The sequence below is a fragment of the Peribacillus sp. BM1 genome, from assembly GCF_056679975.1.
The window spans coordinates 2,255,102-2,273,976 of sequence record NZ_CM155259.1 but is presented as its reverse complement, the minus strand read 5'-3'; the positions used below and the strand labels follow the sequence as shown (position 1 = coordinate 2,273,976).

Below are 18,875 nucleotides of genomic sequence, written 5' to 3'. Positions count from 1 at the left end.
TATATTATTTCCCCCAGCGCATAGCTATGGCTCCCCAAGTTAATCCGCCGCCAAAGCCGACCATCACAACTAGATCACCATCTTTGATTTTTCCTGCTTCAAGTTCTTCAAACAATGCAACTGGAATTGAGGCTGAAGAAGTGTTTCCATATTTTCTAATTGTAGTAGACATTTTTTCAATTGGCAGCCCAAGTCTTTCCCTCGCCGCTTCCATAATTCGAATATTCGCTTGATGAGGGATAAGGAAATCTACATCTTCTTTTGATAGTCCAGCCTTATCAAGAACCGTTATACATGATTCTCCCATTTGACGTACAGCGAACTTAAATACTTCGCGACCATTCATGATAATGTTACTTCCAGTATCTTGATACAAATGATCTCCACCTGCACCATTTGCGCCTAACTCGAATGAAAGAATACCTCGATTATCTGAAACCTGACTAATCACAGCCGCACCTGCACCGTCACCAAACAAAACGGCCGTATTACGATCTTCCCAGTCAGTAACTTTTGAAAGCTTTTCAACTCCGACAACCAACACATGTTTGTATGTCCCCGTTTTAACGAATTGCTCTGCAGTTACCATGCCATACATGAAGCCGGCACATGCAGCACTTATATCCATCGCGGCAGCCTTTGATGCGCCAAGCTTGTCTTGTAACATACATGCTACAGTGGGAAACGGCCGATCTGGTGTCACAGTCGCAACTAAAATCAAGTCAATATCTTTTGCATCTATATCCGCATTTTTAATTGCTTCTAAAGCCGCTTCATATGCCATATCTGATGTATCCATATCATCATTAGCGATTCTTCGTTCCTCAATACCAGTTCTAGTCTTAATCCATTCATCTGACGTTTCTACCATTTTTTCCAAATCTAAATTCGTTAACACTCTCTCCGGCAAATAGCGTCCAATTCCAATTATTCCTGCATTCATTTTGCTATCCCCTATCTATTATTAATCCGTTATTATCATCAATTATTATTACCTGGTGCTAATTTTATATTAAAGAAGCTCATGTTGCAAGAGCATGAATAAAAAGAGTAAAAGATTCACCTCAGGAAAAAGTTGGACAAGAGCCTAAGCAAGGAGCCAACCATTCCCATACAATACACTAAATGATAGATTAATATCATCAACTCAAATAAAAAGGAGGAATTCATACATGACGGATCATAAACAGTCCCCTAATACTGATCTTTTCTCAAGGATGATGTTTTCAAAGAGAAAGGAACCTGAAACAGAAAAAGAAGCTATTGCGAAAGAAACTACATCTGATATCGATTACATTCAATTGATGGAAAATGTCGATACTTTACTATCTCTCTACGAGAAAACGAAGCCTTCCCTCCAGAAATTCAATCCGCTTTTCGCTCAACTATTGTCCCAAGTTAAAGGTAAATAAAACAGGGTGGATTTTTCCACCCTGTTTTATTTATTATTGATTTGTAGCATCTTTTTTTCCTAATTCATATGCTTCATACATGACACTTTTGAAAATTTCAAGAAACGGCATTGCCATTTCCATAGAAACCTCTACACCTGATTCTTCAAGCTTTGCTTTAGCTTCTGGAAAATACTTCATCGCAATCGCCATGAATTCCATTGTTTTATCATTTTGCATGATTAATCCTCCTCTAAAAAAAGCAAGTTCCTTGACCATCGTAGTATCCTCATCTCGAAATCCTATCTAACCATTCAATTTGAGCAAATTTTGAAAACAAGGTCTGTATCAAGGATGACTTACATTCTTAAAACTGTATTAGATATTCATATTGAATATAATACCCATACATAAGAGAAATGAAAAGGAATTTACCTATTCTATTTATGAATGACTAGATAACTCATTCACCAATCAATGATTGCGATGCTGTACCTGTAATGCAATGCCATCTTCAGGTGTAGTATGGTTTTCTATTTCAAACACAAAGGTTTGATGTTTTGAATCAATTTCAGAATTTTCTCTACGTCCTTCTAATAATTCCGGATGAAATACTAGCTGAGCACATAGCGACCATTGATTTTCTTGTTTACTTTTAACAGTAATTATTCTTTCATTCAATGTTGTAATTTGAGGTAAACTGGCCAATAAATCATCGATAAAGATGGCATCATTTTTGTATTCACATGCTAACGCCTTTTCAATTTTTGATCTACTTTTTTTCTGAATACTTACCTCAAATGCCGACTCCTCAGACTGACCTGGTCCATAAATCGTTGGTAGATAAACCACCTTCATCCATTCGGCTTGTTCAACGATCGTAAGAATCTGCTGATTTTCTACTCCCAGTGGATAGAGAAGAACTACCGCCGGCCGATTTTCATTTGGGACCATACTCCAACTGTGAAGAGCAAGAAGGATTTCCTCTGTCTCCTCAACTGAAAAAACACTTCTCCGTTTATTGAAGTCATACCAAGAAATATAAATGGTCGTCTCATTTGATACGTTCATGTATGATAAACTACTAGGCTTCTGGAAAGAAAAATTTGCGTTTCTACCGATTTCGAGCTCTTTTTCCTCATTTAATTCCCAATCTACTCCTATTACATCATTACCTTGTTCTAGCAGATATTTGGTTAAGTGAAACCCGACAAATTGATACATGCCTACGATTATCGTTTGATCCATCATGTCCCCCCTAATCTAGGACTAGGTTATGACTAGAACCTTCCACTACATGCTGTATCGTATGCCTAATCTATTGTAAATAGTTCTAAATTCAAATTGTATCTTCATTTTTCTTGAAAAACTGCTGGATTTGATAAGGAATCTTGTATCTTTTTTCTGGGAGTAAATAAACCATTTCTAGATTTTTTCTCTTTTGTTCATTGAGTTGTTTATAATGATTTGCCTGAGCCGTATCATTGTTGCCCAGAACGCGAATAATTTTCAGAGGAGTATGTGTTGGAATTGGATGATCCGGCATAGTTTCAATATATTCTTCAATCTCATTTAGGCCTCTATCATAGGCGAACGCTACCTCTCGAAGCCATTTTTTATAGTACAGCTTGTTTTCCCTTTCTCTCAATAACGGTGACTTTATCGATAACCAAGGATCAATTAAAACGACAGAACGAATTTTGTCATCCATAAACTCAAGAAGCTTTAATGCTACTAAGCTACCAGCCCCTTCTGCTAGTATATGGATTTTATCATTGAGGATTTCACTTTTCATCATCATGAAATACAGTTTTTCCGCTAATTCAACTGCCTTCTTGCTACCCCAGTTTGCTCCATATAGATGCGAGGAATAAAGCGTGTAGCCAGAATCTTTTAAGTGATTCAGGATACCTCGTCTGCCAGGGTGTTGCAGCCAATAACTATCCCCTTCACAAACGAAGTGACCGCTGTCACCAATAAGAAGAATGGAAAACCCACTCGGTCTAAATGGATAATAAACAATACTCCACTGTCCGTCCATTTGAAAAGTACGTTGGTCCATTTGTCTTACTCCTTTTAATTAATACTTGTTATATATTATGCTTTTTCCCTTCAAATGGAAACGTTATATACCTATGATACCGTGTAAATCTTGTTGTGTCATATATTTATTGGCAAAAGCTTTAGTTTACTCGAAAATTGATAAAAACCCATTTTATCGCAATAGTAAATATGATAAGATAAACATAATGCAATAGAATGAGGTGAATATCCATGCGTTATTTTATGACTTTTTTCTGGGCATTCATATTGATGCATATGCTAACATATGTTGCCGGTTCCATGATTGGTGTAGCATATAATTTTACAACTGCTTCTATTTTAGGAGTAGTAAGCACTATCTTAATTCTGATTGTGCCTACAATCCTTCCTAATGATTCGGTTGAAAAGACAAGCCACTAATTTAATCATGAAGCATGTAAAAGAGGCCGACTATTGTCAGCCTCTTTTCAAACTACATCTTTCCGGCGAAAGTTAAGTCCTTGTTAGTTTTTATACAAGAAAAATCTTCTCTCCGTCATAGTCAAATACAATTTGTTGTTGATCTGATACTTTCCCCGCAATAATTTCTCTGGCAAGCTTTGTTTCAATTTGCTTTTGGATAAATCGTTTAAGCGGTCGTGCTCCATATACAGGATCATATCCTTGATCGGCAATGAATTCCTTCGCTTCATCTGTGATCGTGAGTGTTAAATGCTGATCCCAAATACGTTCCTGGAGTTGAAAGACCATTTTATCAACAATTTTTCCAATATCAGATTTCGATAAAGGCTTAAACAAAATAATATCATCGACACGATTTAAGAATTCAGGACGGAAATGGCTGCGCAACTCACTCATCACTTGTTCTTTCACCGCTTCTTCTATTTCATCCTGACGATAATCGGACTGTAATAAATAATGGGAGCCGATATTTGATGTCATAATGATGACTGTGTTTTTACAATCAATGGTTCTGCCTTGGGAATCTGTAATTCTACCATCATCAAGCATTTGCAAGAGGATGTTGAATACGTCTGGGTGTGCTTTTTCAATTTCATCAAGCAAAATAACGGAGTATGGCTTACGGCGGATCGCTTCGGTAAGCTGTCCTCCTTCTTCAAATCCCACATAACCTGGAGGTGCCCCGATTAACCGGGAAACTGAATGTTTCTCCATATACTCTGACATATCGATTCGAATCATTTGGTTTTCACTATCAAATAAAGTTTCTGCAAGTGCCTTTACTAGCTCTGTTTTCCCTACACCTGTTGGTCCTAAAAAGATAAAAGAACCAATCGGTCTATTCGGGTCCTTAATGCCTGCTCTTGCTCTGAGGACCGCATCTGAAACAAGTTCGATTGCTTCATCTTGACCAATTACCCGCTCGCTTAGGATTGTAGGGAGCCGGAGAAGCTTTTCTCTTTCTCCTTCCACTAGCTTTGTAACAGGAATTCCTGTCCAGCGTGCTACAATCGACGCAATTTCCTCTTCCGTTACTTCTTCACGTAATAGACGGTTGTCTTGTTTATCCTCTTCTAAATTCGCAACAAGATTTTCTAGTTCTTTTTCCTTTTGTGGAATTAATCCATGTCGCAATTCTGCAGCCCGATTTAAATCATATTCATTTTCCGCCTGTTCTAAATCACGGCGAAGCTTTTCCAATTGTTCCCGCTGTTCAGACACATGCTGTAAGGATGATTTCTCCATTTGCCATTGTGCCTTCATTGCGTTTGCCTGATCACGTTGCTCGGATAGTTCTTTTTGCAAAATGGCTAATCTATTTTTGCTCGGTTCATCACTTTCTTTCCGAAGTGCCGCTTCTTCAATTTCAAGCTGCATGACCTTCCGGGTAATTTCATCTAGTTCAGTTGGCATTGAATCGATTTCAGTCCGAATCATGGCACAGGCTTCATCTACTAGATCAATCGCCTTATCAGGTAAAAATCGGTCTGTAATATAGCGATTAGACAATACAGACGCCGCTACAATGGCACGATCATGAATTCTGACACCATGATGGATTTCAAACCGTTCTTTCAATCCTCTAAGAATGGATATCGTATCCTCAACGTCTGGTTCTGATACAAGGACCTGTTGGAACCTTCTTTCAAGAGCCGGGTCTTTTTCAATATACTTTCGGTACTCATCAAGCGTCGTTGCACCAATACAATGCAATTCGCCGCGGGCAAGCATTGGTTTTAACATATTCCCCGCATCAAGAGCACCATCGGTTCTGCCTGCACCTACAATGGTGTGGATTTCATCAATAAATAATAAAATTCCCCCATCGCTTTTTTTGACTTCATTTAGAACTGCTTTTAAGCGCTCTTCAAATTCGCCGCGGAATTTAGCCCCAGCAACCAAAGCACTCATATCGAGCGAGAATATCGTTTTGTCTTTCAATCCTTCTGGCACATCTTTTCGTACAATTCTTTGTGCAAGACCTTCCACTATAGCGGTTTTCCCTACACCCGGTTCCCCGATAAGCACAGGGTTGTTTTTTGTTTTTCTCGAAAGTATTCGAATGACATTTCGGATTTCTGAATCTCTTCCAATAATAGGATCGACTTTCCCAGACCTTACTTCTGCCACAAGATCTCTGCCATATTTCTTTAGTACTTCATATGTGCTTTCAGGATTTTGGCTAGTCACTCTCTGATTCCCCCTAATCTCCTTGATAATATTTAACGCGGTCTGATAGTTTACATTGAATGGTGAAAATAGTTTCTTAATATAAGTTTTGTTCACTTTAAGCATCGCAAGTAGGATGTGTTCTACAGACAAATATTCATCAGAAAAACGTTTCATTTCAGACTCTGCTACTTCCATTATGTTTCGTAGCGATGCTGCTAAATAAACACCTTTTCCTTCTGTACTCCCTGTTACTTGCGGTAGTTTGTTTAGTTCTTCTTCAAGCATTGCTTCAAATGGATTTATCGGCTGATCACTTTCTGAAAGAATTCTCATTAACATGCTTTCATCTTGATCAAACAGAGCCTGTAAAACATGCAGTTCATTCAATTCCTGGTTGTTTCGGGAAAGAGCATAATCCTGACTTGTTATAAAGGCATCCTGCAATTTTTCTGTCATTTTTTCCATATCCATAAGTATCCCTCCAACATTAAGCCAGATGGCATGATCTATACTTTGACCTTCTTTGACCTTTAAATCTATTGTACAATAAAACTCACTAAATTTAAAGAAAGAAGGCTTACATAAGGGCAAAAGTAAAGGGTCAGATCTCGCCTCTACGAACTACAGTATATAGATACTGTATGTAGAGTACGAAATCAGACCCAATTGATGTTCTCTATTTGAATTGATGATTATGGTTTACGTTGATACATCCAAACGCGATTGTGATTCGAATTTTCAGGAAAAGCTTCTCCTGCTTTCAGCTTTACTTTTTTCGGATTATTCACTGTGCTTCCTGTTTCACCTATTTCAACATAAACCCCATTATTCGGCGCTTTTTGTCCAAATTTAAATTGATGATTTTGACCCATGATCATCACTCTCCTTTTGCTGACTGTACTTTTAGTCTTTCCAAAGACGAGTGCGATTATCACTGGTATGTTCGCGAAAATCAGCAATTTTCAGGCGGAGTTTTTAAACAAACATGCTTTTTTCTCACTAGCTTGATTATCATTAATCATTTTTATTGAAGCAAGTCGACCAAAATCGCTTTTTGAGCATGCAGCCTATTTCCTGCTTGATGAAAAACGACAGAATTTGGTCCGTCAATAATTTCAGCTGTTACCTCTTCCTCACGGTGAGCTGGAAGACAATGCATGAAAATATAGTCTTCTTTCGCATGCTTTACTAGCTCTGCATTAATTTGATACTCTTTAAATACTTCTAATCGAACGGCATTCTCTGCTTCTTGTCCCATTGATGTCCAGACATCTGCATAAACGATATCAGCACCTTCTATGGCTTCAGTAGGAGAATCTGTCACGACAATTTCGCATCCCTGTTGCTTAGCCTCTTTTTTCGCGTATTCAATAATTTCCTTATTCGGCTCATATCCAGCTGGACACGCAATGGAAAAGTCAATTCCCGTTTTTGCACAGGCAATCATTAAAGAATGTACGACATTATTCCCATCGCCAATATATGCCATTTTCAGACCTGCAAGCTTCCCTTTCACTTCCTGAATCGTCAATAAATCGGCTAGTGCCTGACATGGGTGGAACATATCTGTTAAGCCATTAATAACAGGAATGGTTGCCGATGCAGCCAACTCTTCAATCTTTTCATGCCCAAATGTTCGAATCATAATTCCGTCAACAAATTGAGATAAGACTTTTGCCGTATCCGCTACCGTTTCTCCACGACCAATCTGGATATCATTGCTGCTTAAAAACAAGCCATGCCCGCCAAGTTGCAGCATGCCAACTTCAAACGACACTCTCGTTCTTGTTGATGATTTTTCAAAAATCATCCCTAACGTTTTTCCTTTTAATGGTGCATACTCTTCATTAGCTGCCCATTTCGACTTAATATCACTAGCTAATTTTAGCAACTCCAAAATTGAGTCAGGAGAAACATCAGCTAGTGTAAGTAAATCCTTTTGCTGAATGATTTTTCCGTTCTTGATTATTGTACTCATACTTGTGTCACTCCCTTTTTATCTAAACTAAGCCAAGTTTGTAGTGAAGCAATTTTTATCTCTTTTTCAGAAAGCGATTGTAAGTATGCAAGGAAAGTTTCTTCTTCTGAAAAAGCGAGGATACGATATTTCGCTGCTAATAATCGCAAATGTTGATCTTCCTCTGATTTTCCATATGACAATACTGCCGCACCGTTTCCTTGTTTAAGCCATGATTCAAAATCACCATCCGCAATAACCATTCCTGCATCAAGCACTCGATTTAACGTTCCCTCACTTAAATGGATCGTAGGGGAAATGAATAAACCGTTTTTATGCACGTCTCTTTGACCATGATAAACTTTCGCTAATGCTTCATTGATTGTATTCGCAATGGCAATACCTTCTCCAGTCGATTTCATTTCTGGTCCAACTTTCGAATCAAGACCACTTAAAGCAAATGTTGAAAAGACTGGGTATTTAATGGCAGAATACGAGAAATCATCTTCTAACCCTGTTTTTCCTAGTAAATTCGACAAAGTATATTTCCCAAGCAATATTTTTGTCGCAACTTGGACAAGTGGAACACCGCTAATTTTACTGATTAAAGGAATCGTTCGACTTGCACGTGGATTTACTTCAAGCACATAAATCTTTTGACCTTGGATAACGAATTGGATATTCATTAATCCTTTATATCCAAGTTCCGCGACAATTTCCTTCGCATATTCGACCATTTTTTCTTTCATTTCATTGGAAATAGTTGTGCTTGGAAAAATAGCTAGGCTGTCTCCAGAATGGACGCCTGCCTTTTCAATATGTTCGGCAACTAAAGGTATATAGACATCACTACCATCGGCAATTAAATCAATCTCAGCTTCTTGACCAGGTATATAAGAGTCAAGAAGTACAGGGTAAACAAGAGATTCGCCATTGTTCAAACGATTATTTAGACTTTTACGATCTTGAATGATTTCCATTCCCTGACCGCCAATTACATAGGAAGGACGTAATAAAACGGGAAAGCCAATCTGTTCAGCTTGCTTCAGTAATTCTTGTGCGTTATTCGCCATCTCACCAGGAACATGAGGAATATCAAGCTTTTGTAGCAACGTATAGAAACGATCACGATCTTCTAATTGGTCGACGATATCAAAGGATGTTCCCAATAAATTAATGCCTTGCTCTTCAAGACCTTGTGCAAGATTAATCGCAGTTTGACCGCCAAATTGAACGATTACATCTTGAATTCCTTCTGCCTCTATTACATTTAAAACATATTCAAGTGTCAAAGGTTCAAAGTAAAGGCGATCAGCTGTGGCAAAATCTGTGCTCACTGTTTCAGGATTATTATTAATCATGATGGTTTCTACATGTTCTTGTTGTAGGGCGTAAACACTGTGTACAGAACAATAATCAAATTCAATCCCTTGCCCAATTCGGATCGGTCCACTGCCGATAATCAAGACCTTTTGTTTAGCTGACTTTTTCTGCTCATTTTCACCGAAATACGTCGAGTAATAATAATTCGTATGAGATTCGAATTCGGCTGCACATGTATCAACCGTTTTATACGCCGCTGTGACCCCTAGCGTTATCCGCTGCTTTCTCACGTCAAGTTCTGATGCGCCCCATATAGATGCCAAGTAACGATCAGAAAAGCCATTTTCCTTTATGAACACGAATTCTTCCTTCGTTAGATCATAAAGATTTTTGTCAGCAAGATTCTTTTCCATTTCTATTATGGTTGAAAAACTCGCTAAGAAAAAATAGTCCATTTGAGTTGCTTCATGAATCGCCTCTATTGTAACATTTTTGCGAAGTAATTCGAAAATCACAAAAATTCGTTCATCTGTTTGCGCATAAAGCATATCCCACAAGTCTGATAAAGATTTTTCTTTTAATGACTTTAGCTGAAAACCCAATGTCTTTAGTTCAAGTGAGTCAACGGCTTTTTGAAGAGCTCCTTCAAAACTTCGATGCAAGGCCATTACTTCACCGGTCGCCTTCATTTGTGTTCCAAGCTTACGCATTGCTGTTGGAAATTTATCAAATGGCCATCTAGGAAATTTCACAGCTACATAATCAAGTGCAGGTTCAAAGCTTGCATACGTGCTCTTCGTAACGGGATTGATCAGTTCTGACAAATGATAACCAACTGCCAATTTTGCTGCAATGCGGGCAATCGGATAGCCCGTCGCTTTTGAGGCAAGTGCTGAAGAACGGCTGACCCGAGGATTCACCTCAATTAAATAATAGCTTTTACTATTCGGATCAAGAGCAAATTGGATATTGCAGCCGCCAATAATCCCTAATGCTGAAATAATTTTAATCGATGCCGAGCGCAACATTTGATATTCTTCATCAGAAAGGGTCTGAGATGGAGCCACGACAATTGAATCTCCTGTATGAATGCCAACTGGATCAATATTTTCCATATTACAAATCGTGATACAGGTTTGATTGCTGTCTCGCATTACTTCATATTCAATTTCTTTAAAACCTGCAATGCTTCGCTCAATGAGACATTGAGTAATTGGACTTTCCTGTAGCCCGCCTCTGACAAGCTCCTTGAATACGTCCATCTCTTCTGCAATACCGCCACCAGTACCGCCTAACGTATACGCTGGCCGAACAATGATCGGAAACCCAATTTTTTCTGCAAAAGCAACCGCTTCATCATAGGTATGAACAATCATGCTTTCAGGAACTGGTTCGTTGATTTCAAACATCAATTGTCGAAAAAGCTCCCTGTCCTCTCCTTTTTTAATGGAGTCAATTGGAGTTCCGAGCAATGTAACGCCATACTTTTCTAAAATTCCTGCTTCATGAAGCTGATACGCAAGATTTAATCCTGTTTGACCGCCTAATGTAGCGAGCAAGCCATCTGGTTTTTCCTTTGCGATGATTTTTTCAAGTACATCACAGGTTAATGGCTCAAAATATACTGCATCTGCATTCATGTCGTCGGTCATAATTGTCGCTGGGTTGTTATTCACTAAAATGACCCGATAGCCTTCCTCTTTAAGCGCTAAACATGCTTGAGTGCCGGCATAATCAAATTCTGCTGCTTGCCCGATGATAATCGGACCTGATCCGATTACTAGGATAGTTTGTATGGAATGATTCTTAGGCATATGCTTTTTCTCTCCCGCTATAGTCATTTATCATCTGTAAAAACTCTGAAAAGTGTTCCCCACTTTCCGCTGGGCCTGGATTAGCTTCCGGATGGTATTGTGTCGTGACAATTGGTAGTTCAGTATGGACCAAACCTTCAACTGTGCCATCATTCACATTGCGGAATCGTACCTGTAATCCTGTGTTCATTAAACTCTCTTCCGCCACTTCATAGCTGTGATTTTGCGAGCTCATGTACACCCGTTTCGTTTTCAAATCAACAATTGGCTGATTGGCACCTCGATGACCGAAAAGCATTTTCTTCGTATTTCCACCAAATGCAAGAGCTGTAAGTTGGTGACCAAGACATATGCCCATCGTCGGATAATGAGTAAGTATGCTTTTGATATTTTCAAGTAAATGATTTAGTTGCTTCGGATCACCTGGCCCATTAGATAGGACTACACCATCCGGATTCAGGGTCTGAATCGTTTGAAGATCCGTATTGAAAGGTACTGTCGTTACTTTACAATTTTGATTGATTAAACTGTCCAAAATCGATTTCTTGTAACCAAAGTCAAGAAGAACAATATGCTTTGTACCGTTTCCATAACTCGCAATTTCCTTAGAAGAAACTTCTGATACTATTTGAGTATTTCCATTATAGCTGGTTTGCACTTGATAATTCGGATCAGGTGTAATCGCAGCTTCCATAGAACCTAATTTTCGAATCGTCTTCACAACTGCTCTCGTATCGATCTGACTAAGCAATGGAATATTCCATTTATCGAGATAATCTTTTAGCGAATGACGAGCTTGAAAATGAGAATAACTCATATCTCCTTGATAAACAATTACACCAGCCACATGCGGCTTTCTGCTTTCAAAGTCTTCATCGTTAATCCCATAATTCCCAATTAACGGATACGTAAATACGACAATTTGATTTTTATATGAAGGGTCTGTCAACACTTCTTGGTAGCCTGTCATTCCTGTAAAAAAGACAATTTCACCTTGCATGGCATCGTTCATATCTTTAGTTAATAATTTCCCCTCAAAAGATTGACCATTTGATAAATGTAAATAGCTTTTCATGATTTCACTCCTATGAAAGACTGTATTTTTATATATCATAAAGTATTTTTATTCATTCGATTTGTAAAAAATACAGTCATTTTTAGACTGGCTGCTTACTTCCTATTACATTTGCAATCTTTTCAATGCACATATCCAATTCATGTTTATTCGTTGTTAATGGTGGCAGTAGTCTAATTACATTCGGACCTGCTGTCAAGACAAGTATCCCTTGCTTTTGAAGCTCTAGTAAAATCGGTTGACCAGCATTCACTAATTCAACCCCAATCATCAGCCCCATCCCGCGTATCTCTTTCACGTTTTCTAGATCCTTTAGTTTTTCGTTCAATTGATCGAAAAGATAGTTTCCTTTTTCAACTACTCCTAAAAGAAAGTCATCTTTGAACACTTCTTGAACCGTCGCTTCTGCTGCTGCGATACTGACTGGATTTCCGCCAAACGTCGATCCATGGCTACCTGGTCCAAAGTACTTGGCAAGCTCTTTCTTTCCTACCATTGCACCGATAGGAAGACCATTTCCTAGCCCTTTAGCGATTGTGATGATATCCGGATCAACCTGATAGTGTTGAAAAGCAAATGGCTTACCAGTACGGCCAATTCCCGTTTGAATTTCATCGATAATTAATAGGATTCCGAATTTTTCACTTACAGATTTTATTGCATCCAGGAATTCCTGTTCAATTTTATGAATCCCACCTTCGCCTTGAACGATTTCAATCATAATTGCAGCGGTGTCTACATCCACACTGTTTACCAATGCATCTACATCATTGAATGGAATATAGGCAAACTCTTCAAGCATTTTCCCAAAACCAACTTTGACCTTTTCCTGCCCTGTTGCTGCCATGGTCGCAAAAGTACGTCCATGAAACGATTGAATGCAAGTAATAATTTTATTTTTCCCTGATGCTTTCCGTGCGAGTTTTATCGCGGCTTCATTTGCTTCGGCACCACTGTTACAAAAGAAGACAGACCCTAGACCAGATGCTTCCGTAATGAGTGAAGCGGTTTTTTCCTGCTTTGAATTTTCGAACATATTCGATGTGTGCCAAAATGAAGCTAATTGTTTTTCAACGGCTGTTTTTACTTTTTCATGACAATGTCCAAGATTCAACACACCGATTCCAGACGTATAATCCAAATATTTCTTGCCATCCTTGCTTGTTAACCAAGATCCTAACGCCTGATCTGGTTCAATCTGCCATCTTTCATAGGTTGGAAATAATGAACTCATTGATATACCCCTTTCTGTGTAACAAATTTCGTTCCAATAAAATCATTATTTTCATAGAAACAAGACTTTCCGCTGACAATCATCACTTCTGGTATACTTTTTTCCAAAACGGAAAGCGCAGTGGTAACCTTAGGTATCATTCCGCCATAAATGGTACCTTCTTTAATCATTTCTTTCGTTTCCGTTGCTGTAAGCTGTGAGAGTAAGCTGCCTTCTTTTAGAACTCCCTTAACATCAGTAACAAATAAACACATTTGTGCACCAAGTGCTTTTGCCACTGCACCTGCTGCCATATCAGCATTCACGTTCAGCTTCTGTCCTGATTCCGTAATTGAGATGGGAGTTAGCACAGGACATATTCCTTTTTGAAGAAGCACTTCCAATAGGTCTGTATCAATTTTCTCAATCTCGCCAACAGCGCCCAAGGCCGATTCATCAATATAGCTCCCAATCAACATCTTGCCATCAGAGCCATTTAAGCCAATCGCTTTAATATTATGTGATTCAAGCTTATGAACAAGGCTTCTGTTCGATTTACCTGAAAGCATCAATTCGACAATTTCCATGACCTCAGCCGTTGTCTTACGTAGTCCATTTTCAAAGATTGGTGTGATATTGCTTTGTTCAAGCATGGCGTTAATATCCGGACCGCCGCCATGAACAAAGACCATTCGCCAGCCATGGCTTTGCAGTTCTTTTATGCTTTCAAAAAAAGTTTCTGACAGTTCATCAATAATACTACCGCCGCATTTAATAACTAGGGTTTTCATTGTGCACACTCCTTATGATCGATAGCTCGCATTGATTTTCACATAATCATAGGTTAAGTCGCATCCCCACGCTGTTCCTGTTTCAGATCCTTCTTTAAGCGTAACATTTATCACGAGTAAATCTTGCTCCAAATAAGCTTTAGCGATTTCTTCCGAAAAATCTACCGGCTCACCATTTTCTAATACAACGATATCTCCAAAGGCAATCGTGACTTGTTGCGGGTTAAAATCGATTCCACTACGTCCCATCGCTGCAATGATTCTCCCCCAGTTCGCATCCGCTCCATAAGCCGCTGTTTTTACTAAATTAGAACCAATGATCGTTTTAGCAATGATTTGTGCCGCACGCTTCGTAGCCATTCCGAAAACATTGCACTCGATTAGTTTAGTTGCTCCTTCGCCATCTTTTGCGATTTGTTTAGCCAGGCTTTCACTTGTTTGTTTCAACAATTGAATGAATATATCCCATTCAGGATGTGAAGGTGATAAAGATTGATTGCCCGCTTTGCCGTTTGCTAATACAAGCACCATATCATTTGTTGAGGTATCGCCATCTACTGTAATTTGATTAAACGTCTGATCAGTTATGGCTGAAAGTGCAAGCTGTAAATCGCTAGACTCAATGGCTGCATCTGTCGTAATAAATCCGAGCATCGTAGCCATATTCGGGTGAATCATTCCCGATCCTTTCGCTGCTCCACCCATCGTAACCGTTACCCCATCTATTTCGACTGAGTACGCACAATTCTTCGTTACGGTATCTGTTGTTAAGATTGCTTGTTCGAAATCTATAGCATCCTTATCCGCAGATGATGGTTCTAACAGTTCAATCCCACGCTTAATTTTATCCATTTTCATGTATTCACCAATAACACCTGTTGAAGCAACCGCAAGATAATGTGATGGTAATTCGAATTTCGAAGCAGCCAGATCCCTCATTTCATAGGCGTCTTTTAGTCCTTGTTTGCCAGTGCAGGCATTGGCGCAAGCGCTATTAACGACGATTCCTTGTACCTTCCCTTCCTCTTGAATGCTTTGCTTTGTCACTTCAAGGGGAGCTGCTTGGATCACACTTTGTGTGTAAACAGCCGCAACTGACGCAGGAATATCCGATAAGATGATCCCAAGATCTTTCTTCGAATAGCGTAATCCAGCGTGAACACCTGCTGTTTTAAACCCCTGTGGTGTAACGATATTACCTTGTTCAATTTTCTTTATAGATGCAACACGCTGTAGTGTTTTCATGATTTACCTCCGAATAGTTATGGATAAATGGGAATTGTGGATAAACCTGCTGTTTCTTCCAAGCCCATCATAATATTTGCATTTTGAATCGCTTGCCCGGCTGCACCTTTCACAAGGTTGTCGATTACCGATACAATCGTTACTTTCCCAGTTCGTTCATCATACGCCATCCCAATATCGCAGAAATTAGAGCCATATACTTGTTTCGTGACCGGGAACTGACCAGTTCTTTGGATTCTTACGAAAGGATGTGAATTGTAATTCGTTTGATATAGATCATAAAGCTCTTGTGTAGAAATTCGTTTGTTTACCTTTACATACATGGTCGCCATGATTCCTCGCGTCATTGGGACAAGATGCGTCGTAAAGGTAATGGGCTCTATTTTCTGTGACCACGCAGATAGCTGCTGCTCAATTTCCGGGATATGCTGATGCTCATGTACTTTATATATTTTGAAATTTTCATTCATATCGCTAAAATGGGTCATATCTGATGGTGACTTTCCTGCTCCAGATACGCCTGATTTTGCATCAACAATAACGTCTCCCGCAACTAAGCCTTCTTTAAATAATGGCGCTAAGCCAAGTAATGTTGCAGTTGGATAACAGCCCGGATTTGCGATCACGTTTGCTTCTTTAATTTGCTTGGCATTCCATTCCGTAAGACCGTACACAGCTGAATCAATGATTTTCTGCGGTGCAGCCGTTTTTTTATACCATTTTTCATATTCACCTGGTGTTTTTAAGCGTAAGTCACCGGATAAATCAATAACCTTAACATTCACCTGAGAAAAAGCGGAGACAAGTTCTGCTGAGACCCCTGATGGTGTAGCTAGAAAAACAATATCCGATTTATCGGCAATTTTTTCAGGATTAATTTCTTCTAACACAAAATCTTCATGCAATAAATGTGTATGACTTTCACTTATTTTCCTATCAAATTTAGATGATGTATGCAAAGAGGCAATTTTCATGTTTGGATGATTTTTCAAAAGACGAATAAGTTCTAATCCGCCATAGCCTGTAGCACCAACAATTGAAACGTTCAAGTTTATCATCTCCATTGTATTCTTCCCTACGATTCTATAATAATAGTATTATATGACTGAATAAAAATAAAATCAAATGTATTTTTATAAAATGAGCGAATTTTTTAAACTATTTTTAAATATTGTCATTTTTGTATGGTGGACATGAGGAGGGGGCTTCGCGACTTACTCATATAGCTAATCTACTTAGCGGGTATACTTATGATCGAGAAAGCATCCGATAATTCGGCTCCACACCGCCACCTTCATAAAGTGAGACGGCTTTTAGAACCTGAACCTTTTTTATCGCTTTAGTTTTAGAGCAATCTCTTATGGATGTCTTATTGGAAAATTCCTCGATAATACACCGAGATCTCACGAAATAAAGCCGCCAGATTGACTGACGGCTTTACTTTCCTTCTAGCTTAAATATTTATTTAATACCTAATGCGATTTTCGCATATCTTGACATACGGTCTTTTGACCAAGGTGGACTCCAAACAATGTTTACATCTGAGTCCTTTACTTCCGGAATATCTTCTAGGACATATTTCACATTATCCACAATCGTTCCAGCGAGGGGACAACCCATAGCTGTTAGCGTCATTGTAACAGTAGCCATCCCGTTTTCGTCCATATCAACATCATATACGAGACCTAAATTCACTATATCTACTCCAAGTTCAGGATCAATGACCTGTTCTAATGCACCCATTAAATTATCTTTTAAATCTTGGTCCATTTCTATTCACTCCTTTATCTGCATCGATACCTACATCTTATCAAACTTATGCCATTAATTAAGCAAATACTTTTTAGCATAAGTTTTTTCAAGATTACTTTTCACTATACAGGAACAATACGAAAATTAAAAAGATTTAACATTGCCTACAATTAAGGGTAATATTAGTAGCATATCAAAAAAATAGAAATAGAAGGTGACTAAATGACTGAAAAACATCTGATTGTCTTAGACCTTGATGGTACATTACTTACAAATGAAAAAAACATCACCAATCGGACAAAAAGAACATTAGCAAAGTTAAAAGATGACGGTCATGAGGTTATGATTGCAACAGGCAGACCCTACCGTTCCAGTGAACCATATTATCGTGAGCTCGATTTAAACACCCCAATCGTAAATTTCAACGGAGCATTCGTACACCATCCTAAAAACAGTGCTTGGGGAGCTTTTCACTCACCACTTGATATTGAAGTTGCGAAAGATATCGTACAAGCTGTTCAGAATTTTACTTATCATAACATTATTGCTGAAGTACGTGATGATGTGTTCTTTCATTATCATGATGAAAAACTAATTGATCTCTTACAAATGGGGAGTACGAATATTACGACTGGTGATTTGCGTAATTTTCTTAACGCGCCTCCCACAAGTATGTTAATCCATACTGAGCAACAATATGTAGATGATATCAGAAAACATTTGTCTGATGTTCATGCTGAGGTTATCGACCATCGCCGCTGGGCAGATCCATTCCATGTAATTGAAATTGTCCGAACCGGATTAAATAAGGCGGTTGGTCTTGACCGCGTTTCCAAATCTTTAGATATACCAAAGGAGCGGATCATTGCTTTCGGTGATGAAGACAATGATTTCGAGATGATTAAATATGCTGGGACTGGTGTGGCAATGGGCAATGCCATTAAGGAATTGAAAACAGTTGCCTATGCCACCACACTAACGAATGAAGAAGATGGAATCGCTGTTTTCCTTGAGGATAAGTTCAATCTGAAGTTTTAAGTAACTCATATGAAATTTTCTATTTATTCCCGCTTTTAATTCTAGCTGCGTAAGCCAAACTAGTAGTGAGGTTGATTAAGAAGGAGACAAATTCCTCTAAACCAATCTCTAGACGCTTTAGAATACGGAGGCGATAAGAATGGGTAAAAGTAGCAAAGCCAAACGTTTTGTACAGCAAGGGAAGAATACGGTCTTGCAACATGCTGAACGAATCCCTTATCATTCTACGTACGCTGAAGCTGAAGAAAAAAGAACTCAACTTATGTCTGAACAAAGCTATGGTGGATTATAATGGCAAACAAATTATTTCAGCAAGCTAGAAAATTTGTCGGAGAAGCAGTAAATGGAGATCATAACCAACAAGAGGAAACAATGGAGATCGCCAAAAATGCACTTTCTTCTGCTTACGCCAATTCAACTGAAGCAGAACAAGTTCAGTTGCGAGAGCTACAGAATAAGCTAGAGTCAAAATAAGCAAAGGACAAGCACCAAAGAACTAGAAGCTAAAACTAGGTCTGAGATTTTTGCTTATTTTAAATCCTTAAAGGGTCTGACACCACACTCTATATACAGTTTATCAAGTTACACACACCTTAATT

At 38.7% G+C, this 18,875-nt stretch carries 19 protein-coding genes; 5 read left to right on the top strand and 14 right to left on the bottom strand.

Features of this window, described 5'->3' with window-relative positions; genetic code table 11:
• Positions 1 to 4 precede the first annotated feature (4 nt).
• Positions 5 to 943, bottom strand: a complete 939-nt coding sequence (locus tag AC1MGI_RS10950) for a beta-ketoacyl-ACP synthase III (RefSeq protein ID WP_480345299.1) — start codon at positions 941 to 943, stop codon at positions 5 to 7.
• Between the two features lie 229 nt (positions 944 to 1,172).
• On the opposite strand from AC1MGI_RS10950, the gene AC1MGI_RS10945 reads away from it, so the two are divergent.
• The gene (locus AC1MGI_RS10945) at positions 1,173 to 1,412 is read left to right on the top strand and encodes a hypothetical protein (protein WP_480345298.1); all 240 of its coding nucleotides are present in this window, start codon (positions 1,173 to 1,175) and stop codon (positions 1,410 to 1,412) included.
• Positions 1,413 to 1,445: 33 nt separating this feature from the next.
• On the opposite strand, the gene AC1MGI_RS10940 is transcribed toward AC1MGI_RS10945, so the two are convergent.
• The 3 genes from AC1MGI_RS10940 to AC1MGI_RS10930 form a co-directional block, all read right to left on the bottom strand.
• The gene (locus AC1MGI_RS10940; protein ID WP_480345297.1) at positions 1,446 to 1,631 is read right to left on the bottom strand and encodes a ComZ family protein; all 186 of its coding nucleotides are present in this window, start codon (positions 1,629 to 1,631) and stop codon (positions 1,446 to 1,448) included.
• A 234-nt stretch (positions 1,632 to 1,865) separates the two neighbouring features.
• On the bottom strand, positions 1,866 to 2,642 hold the full coding sequence (locus AC1MGI_RS10935) for a hypothetical protein (RefSeq protein WP_480345296.1): 777 nt from the start codon (positions 2,640 to 2,642) through the stop codon (positions 1,866 to 1,868).
• A gap of 88 nt (positions 2,643 to 2,730) precedes the next feature.
• Positions 2,731 to 3,453 (bottom strand): hydrolase, encoded by a 723-nt coding sequence (locus AC1MGI_RS10930; protein WP_480345295.1) that lies wholly within the window; start codon positions 3,451 to 3,453, stop codon positions 2,731 to 2,733.
• Between the two features lie 212 nt (positions 3,454 to 3,665).
• On the opposite strand from AC1MGI_RS10930, the gene AC1MGI_RS10925 reads away from it, so the two are divergent.
• Positions 3,666 to 3,854 carry a YjzD family protein gene (locus tag AC1MGI_RS10925; protein WP_062182120.1) on the top strand — a complete coding sequence of 63 codons (189 nt, stop codon included), beginning with the start codon at positions 3,666 to 3,668 and terminating at the stop codon, positions 3,852 to 3,854.
• Positions 3,855 to 3,944: 90 nt separating this feature from the next.
• Here the strand turns inward: AC1MGI_RS10925 and clpB are convergent, their stop codons facing one another.
• From clpB to AC1MGI_RS10875, 10 genes are all read right to left on the bottom strand, one after another.
• The gene (gene clpB, locus AC1MGI_RS10920; protein ID WP_480345294.1) at positions 3,945 to 6,539 is read right to left on the bottom strand and encodes an ATP-dependent chaperone ClpB; all 2,595 of its coding nucleotides are present in this window, start codon (positions 6,537 to 6,539) and stop codon (positions 3,945 to 3,947) included.
• Between the two features lie 221 nt (positions 6,540 to 6,760).
• Positions 6,761 to 6,940, bottom strand: coding sequence for a YjzC family protein (locus tag AC1MGI_RS10915; RefSeq protein WP_062182126.1), 180 nt, complete (start codon positions 6,938 to 6,940; stop codon positions 6,761 to 6,763).
• A gap of 152 nt (positions 6,941 to 7,092) precedes the next feature.
• Positions 7,093 to 8,046: an ornithine carbamoyltransferase gene (argF, locus tag AC1MGI_RS10910; protein WP_480345293.1), complete on the bottom strand. Its 954-nt coding sequence runs from the start codon at positions 8,044 to 8,046 to the stop codon at positions 7,093 to 7,095.
• A complete protein-coding gene (locus tag AC1MGI_RS10905; RefSeq protein WP_480345292.1) occupies positions 8,043 to 11,162 on the bottom strand; it encodes a carbamoyl phosphate synthase large subunit in 3,120 nt (1,039 codons plus the stop codon). The genes argF and AC1MGI_RS10905 overlap by 4 nt, the downstream gene beginning before the upstream one ends.
• Positions 11,155 to 12,237, bottom strand: coding sequence for a carbamoyl phosphate synthase small subunit (locus AC1MGI_RS10900; protein ID WP_480345291.1), 1,083 nt, complete (start codon positions 12,235 to 12,237; stop codon positions 11,155 to 11,157). Before AC1MGI_RS10900 ends, AC1MGI_RS10905 begins: the two co-directional genes overlap by 8 nt.
• 82 nt (positions 12,238 to 12,319) lie before the next feature.
• Complete coding sequence (locus AC1MGI_RS10895; RefSeq protein WP_480345290.1) at positions 12,320 to 13,471, bottom strand: acetylornithine transaminase; 1,152 nt, start codon at positions 13,469 to 13,471, stop codon at positions 12,320 to 12,322.
• Positions 13,468 to 14,241 (bottom strand): acetylglutamate kinase, encoded by a 774-nt coding sequence (gene argB, locus AC1MGI_RS10890; protein ID WP_480345289.1) that lies wholly within the window; start codon positions 14,239 to 14,241, stop codon positions 13,468 to 13,470. The genes AC1MGI_RS10895 and argB overlap by 4 nt, the downstream gene beginning before the upstream one ends.
• Before the next feature lie 12 nt (positions 14,242 to 14,253).
• A complete protein-coding gene (gene argJ / locus AC1MGI_RS10885) occupies positions 14,254 to 15,486 on the bottom strand; it encodes a bifunctional ornithine acetyltransferase/N-acetylglutamate synthase (RefSeq protein ID WP_480345288.1) in 1,233 nt (410 codons plus the stop codon).
• A gap of 17 nt (positions 15,487 to 15,503) precedes the next feature.
• The gene (gene argC, locus AC1MGI_RS10880) at positions 15,504 to 16,535 is read right to left on the bottom strand and encodes an N-acetyl-gamma-glutamyl-phosphate reductase (RefSeq protein ID WP_480345287.1); all 1,032 of its coding nucleotides are present in this window, start codon (positions 16,533 to 16,535) and stop codon (positions 15,504 to 15,506) included.
• A gap of 412 nt (positions 16,536 to 16,947) precedes the next feature.
• Positions 16,948 to 17,256, bottom strand: coding sequence for a metal-sulfur cluster assembly factor (locus AC1MGI_RS10875; protein WP_062182145.1), 309 nt, complete (start codon positions 17,254 to 17,256; stop codon positions 16,948 to 16,950).
• A 204-nt stretch (positions 17,257 to 17,460) separates the two neighbouring features.
• Here AC1MGI_RS10875 and AC1MGI_RS10870 point away from each other — a divergent pair, with 204 nt between their 5' ends.
• From AC1MGI_RS10870 to AC1MGI_RS10860, 3 genes are all read left to right on the top strand, one after another.
• Positions 17,461 to 18,276, top strand: a complete 816-nt coding sequence (locus tag AC1MGI_RS10870; protein ID WP_480345286.1) for a Cof-type HAD-IIB family hydrolase — start codon at positions 17,461 to 17,463, stop codon at positions 18,274 to 18,276.
• 139 nt (positions 18,277 to 18,415) lie between these two features.
• Positions 18,416 to 18,568 (top strand): hypothetical protein, encoded by a 153-nt coding sequence (locus tag AC1MGI_RS10865; protein WP_403072736.1) that lies wholly within the window; start codon positions 18,416 to 18,418, stop codon positions 18,566 to 18,568.
• The gene (locus tag AC1MGI_RS10860; protein ID WP_480345285.1) at positions 18,568 to 18,750 is read left to right on the top strand and encodes a DUF3813 domain-containing protein; all 183 of its coding nucleotides are present in this window, start codon (positions 18,568 to 18,570) and stop codon (positions 18,748 to 18,750) included. The genes AC1MGI_RS10865 and AC1MGI_RS10860 overlap by 1 nt, the downstream gene beginning before the upstream one ends.
• Positions 18,751 to 18,875 lie beyond the last annotated feature (125 nt).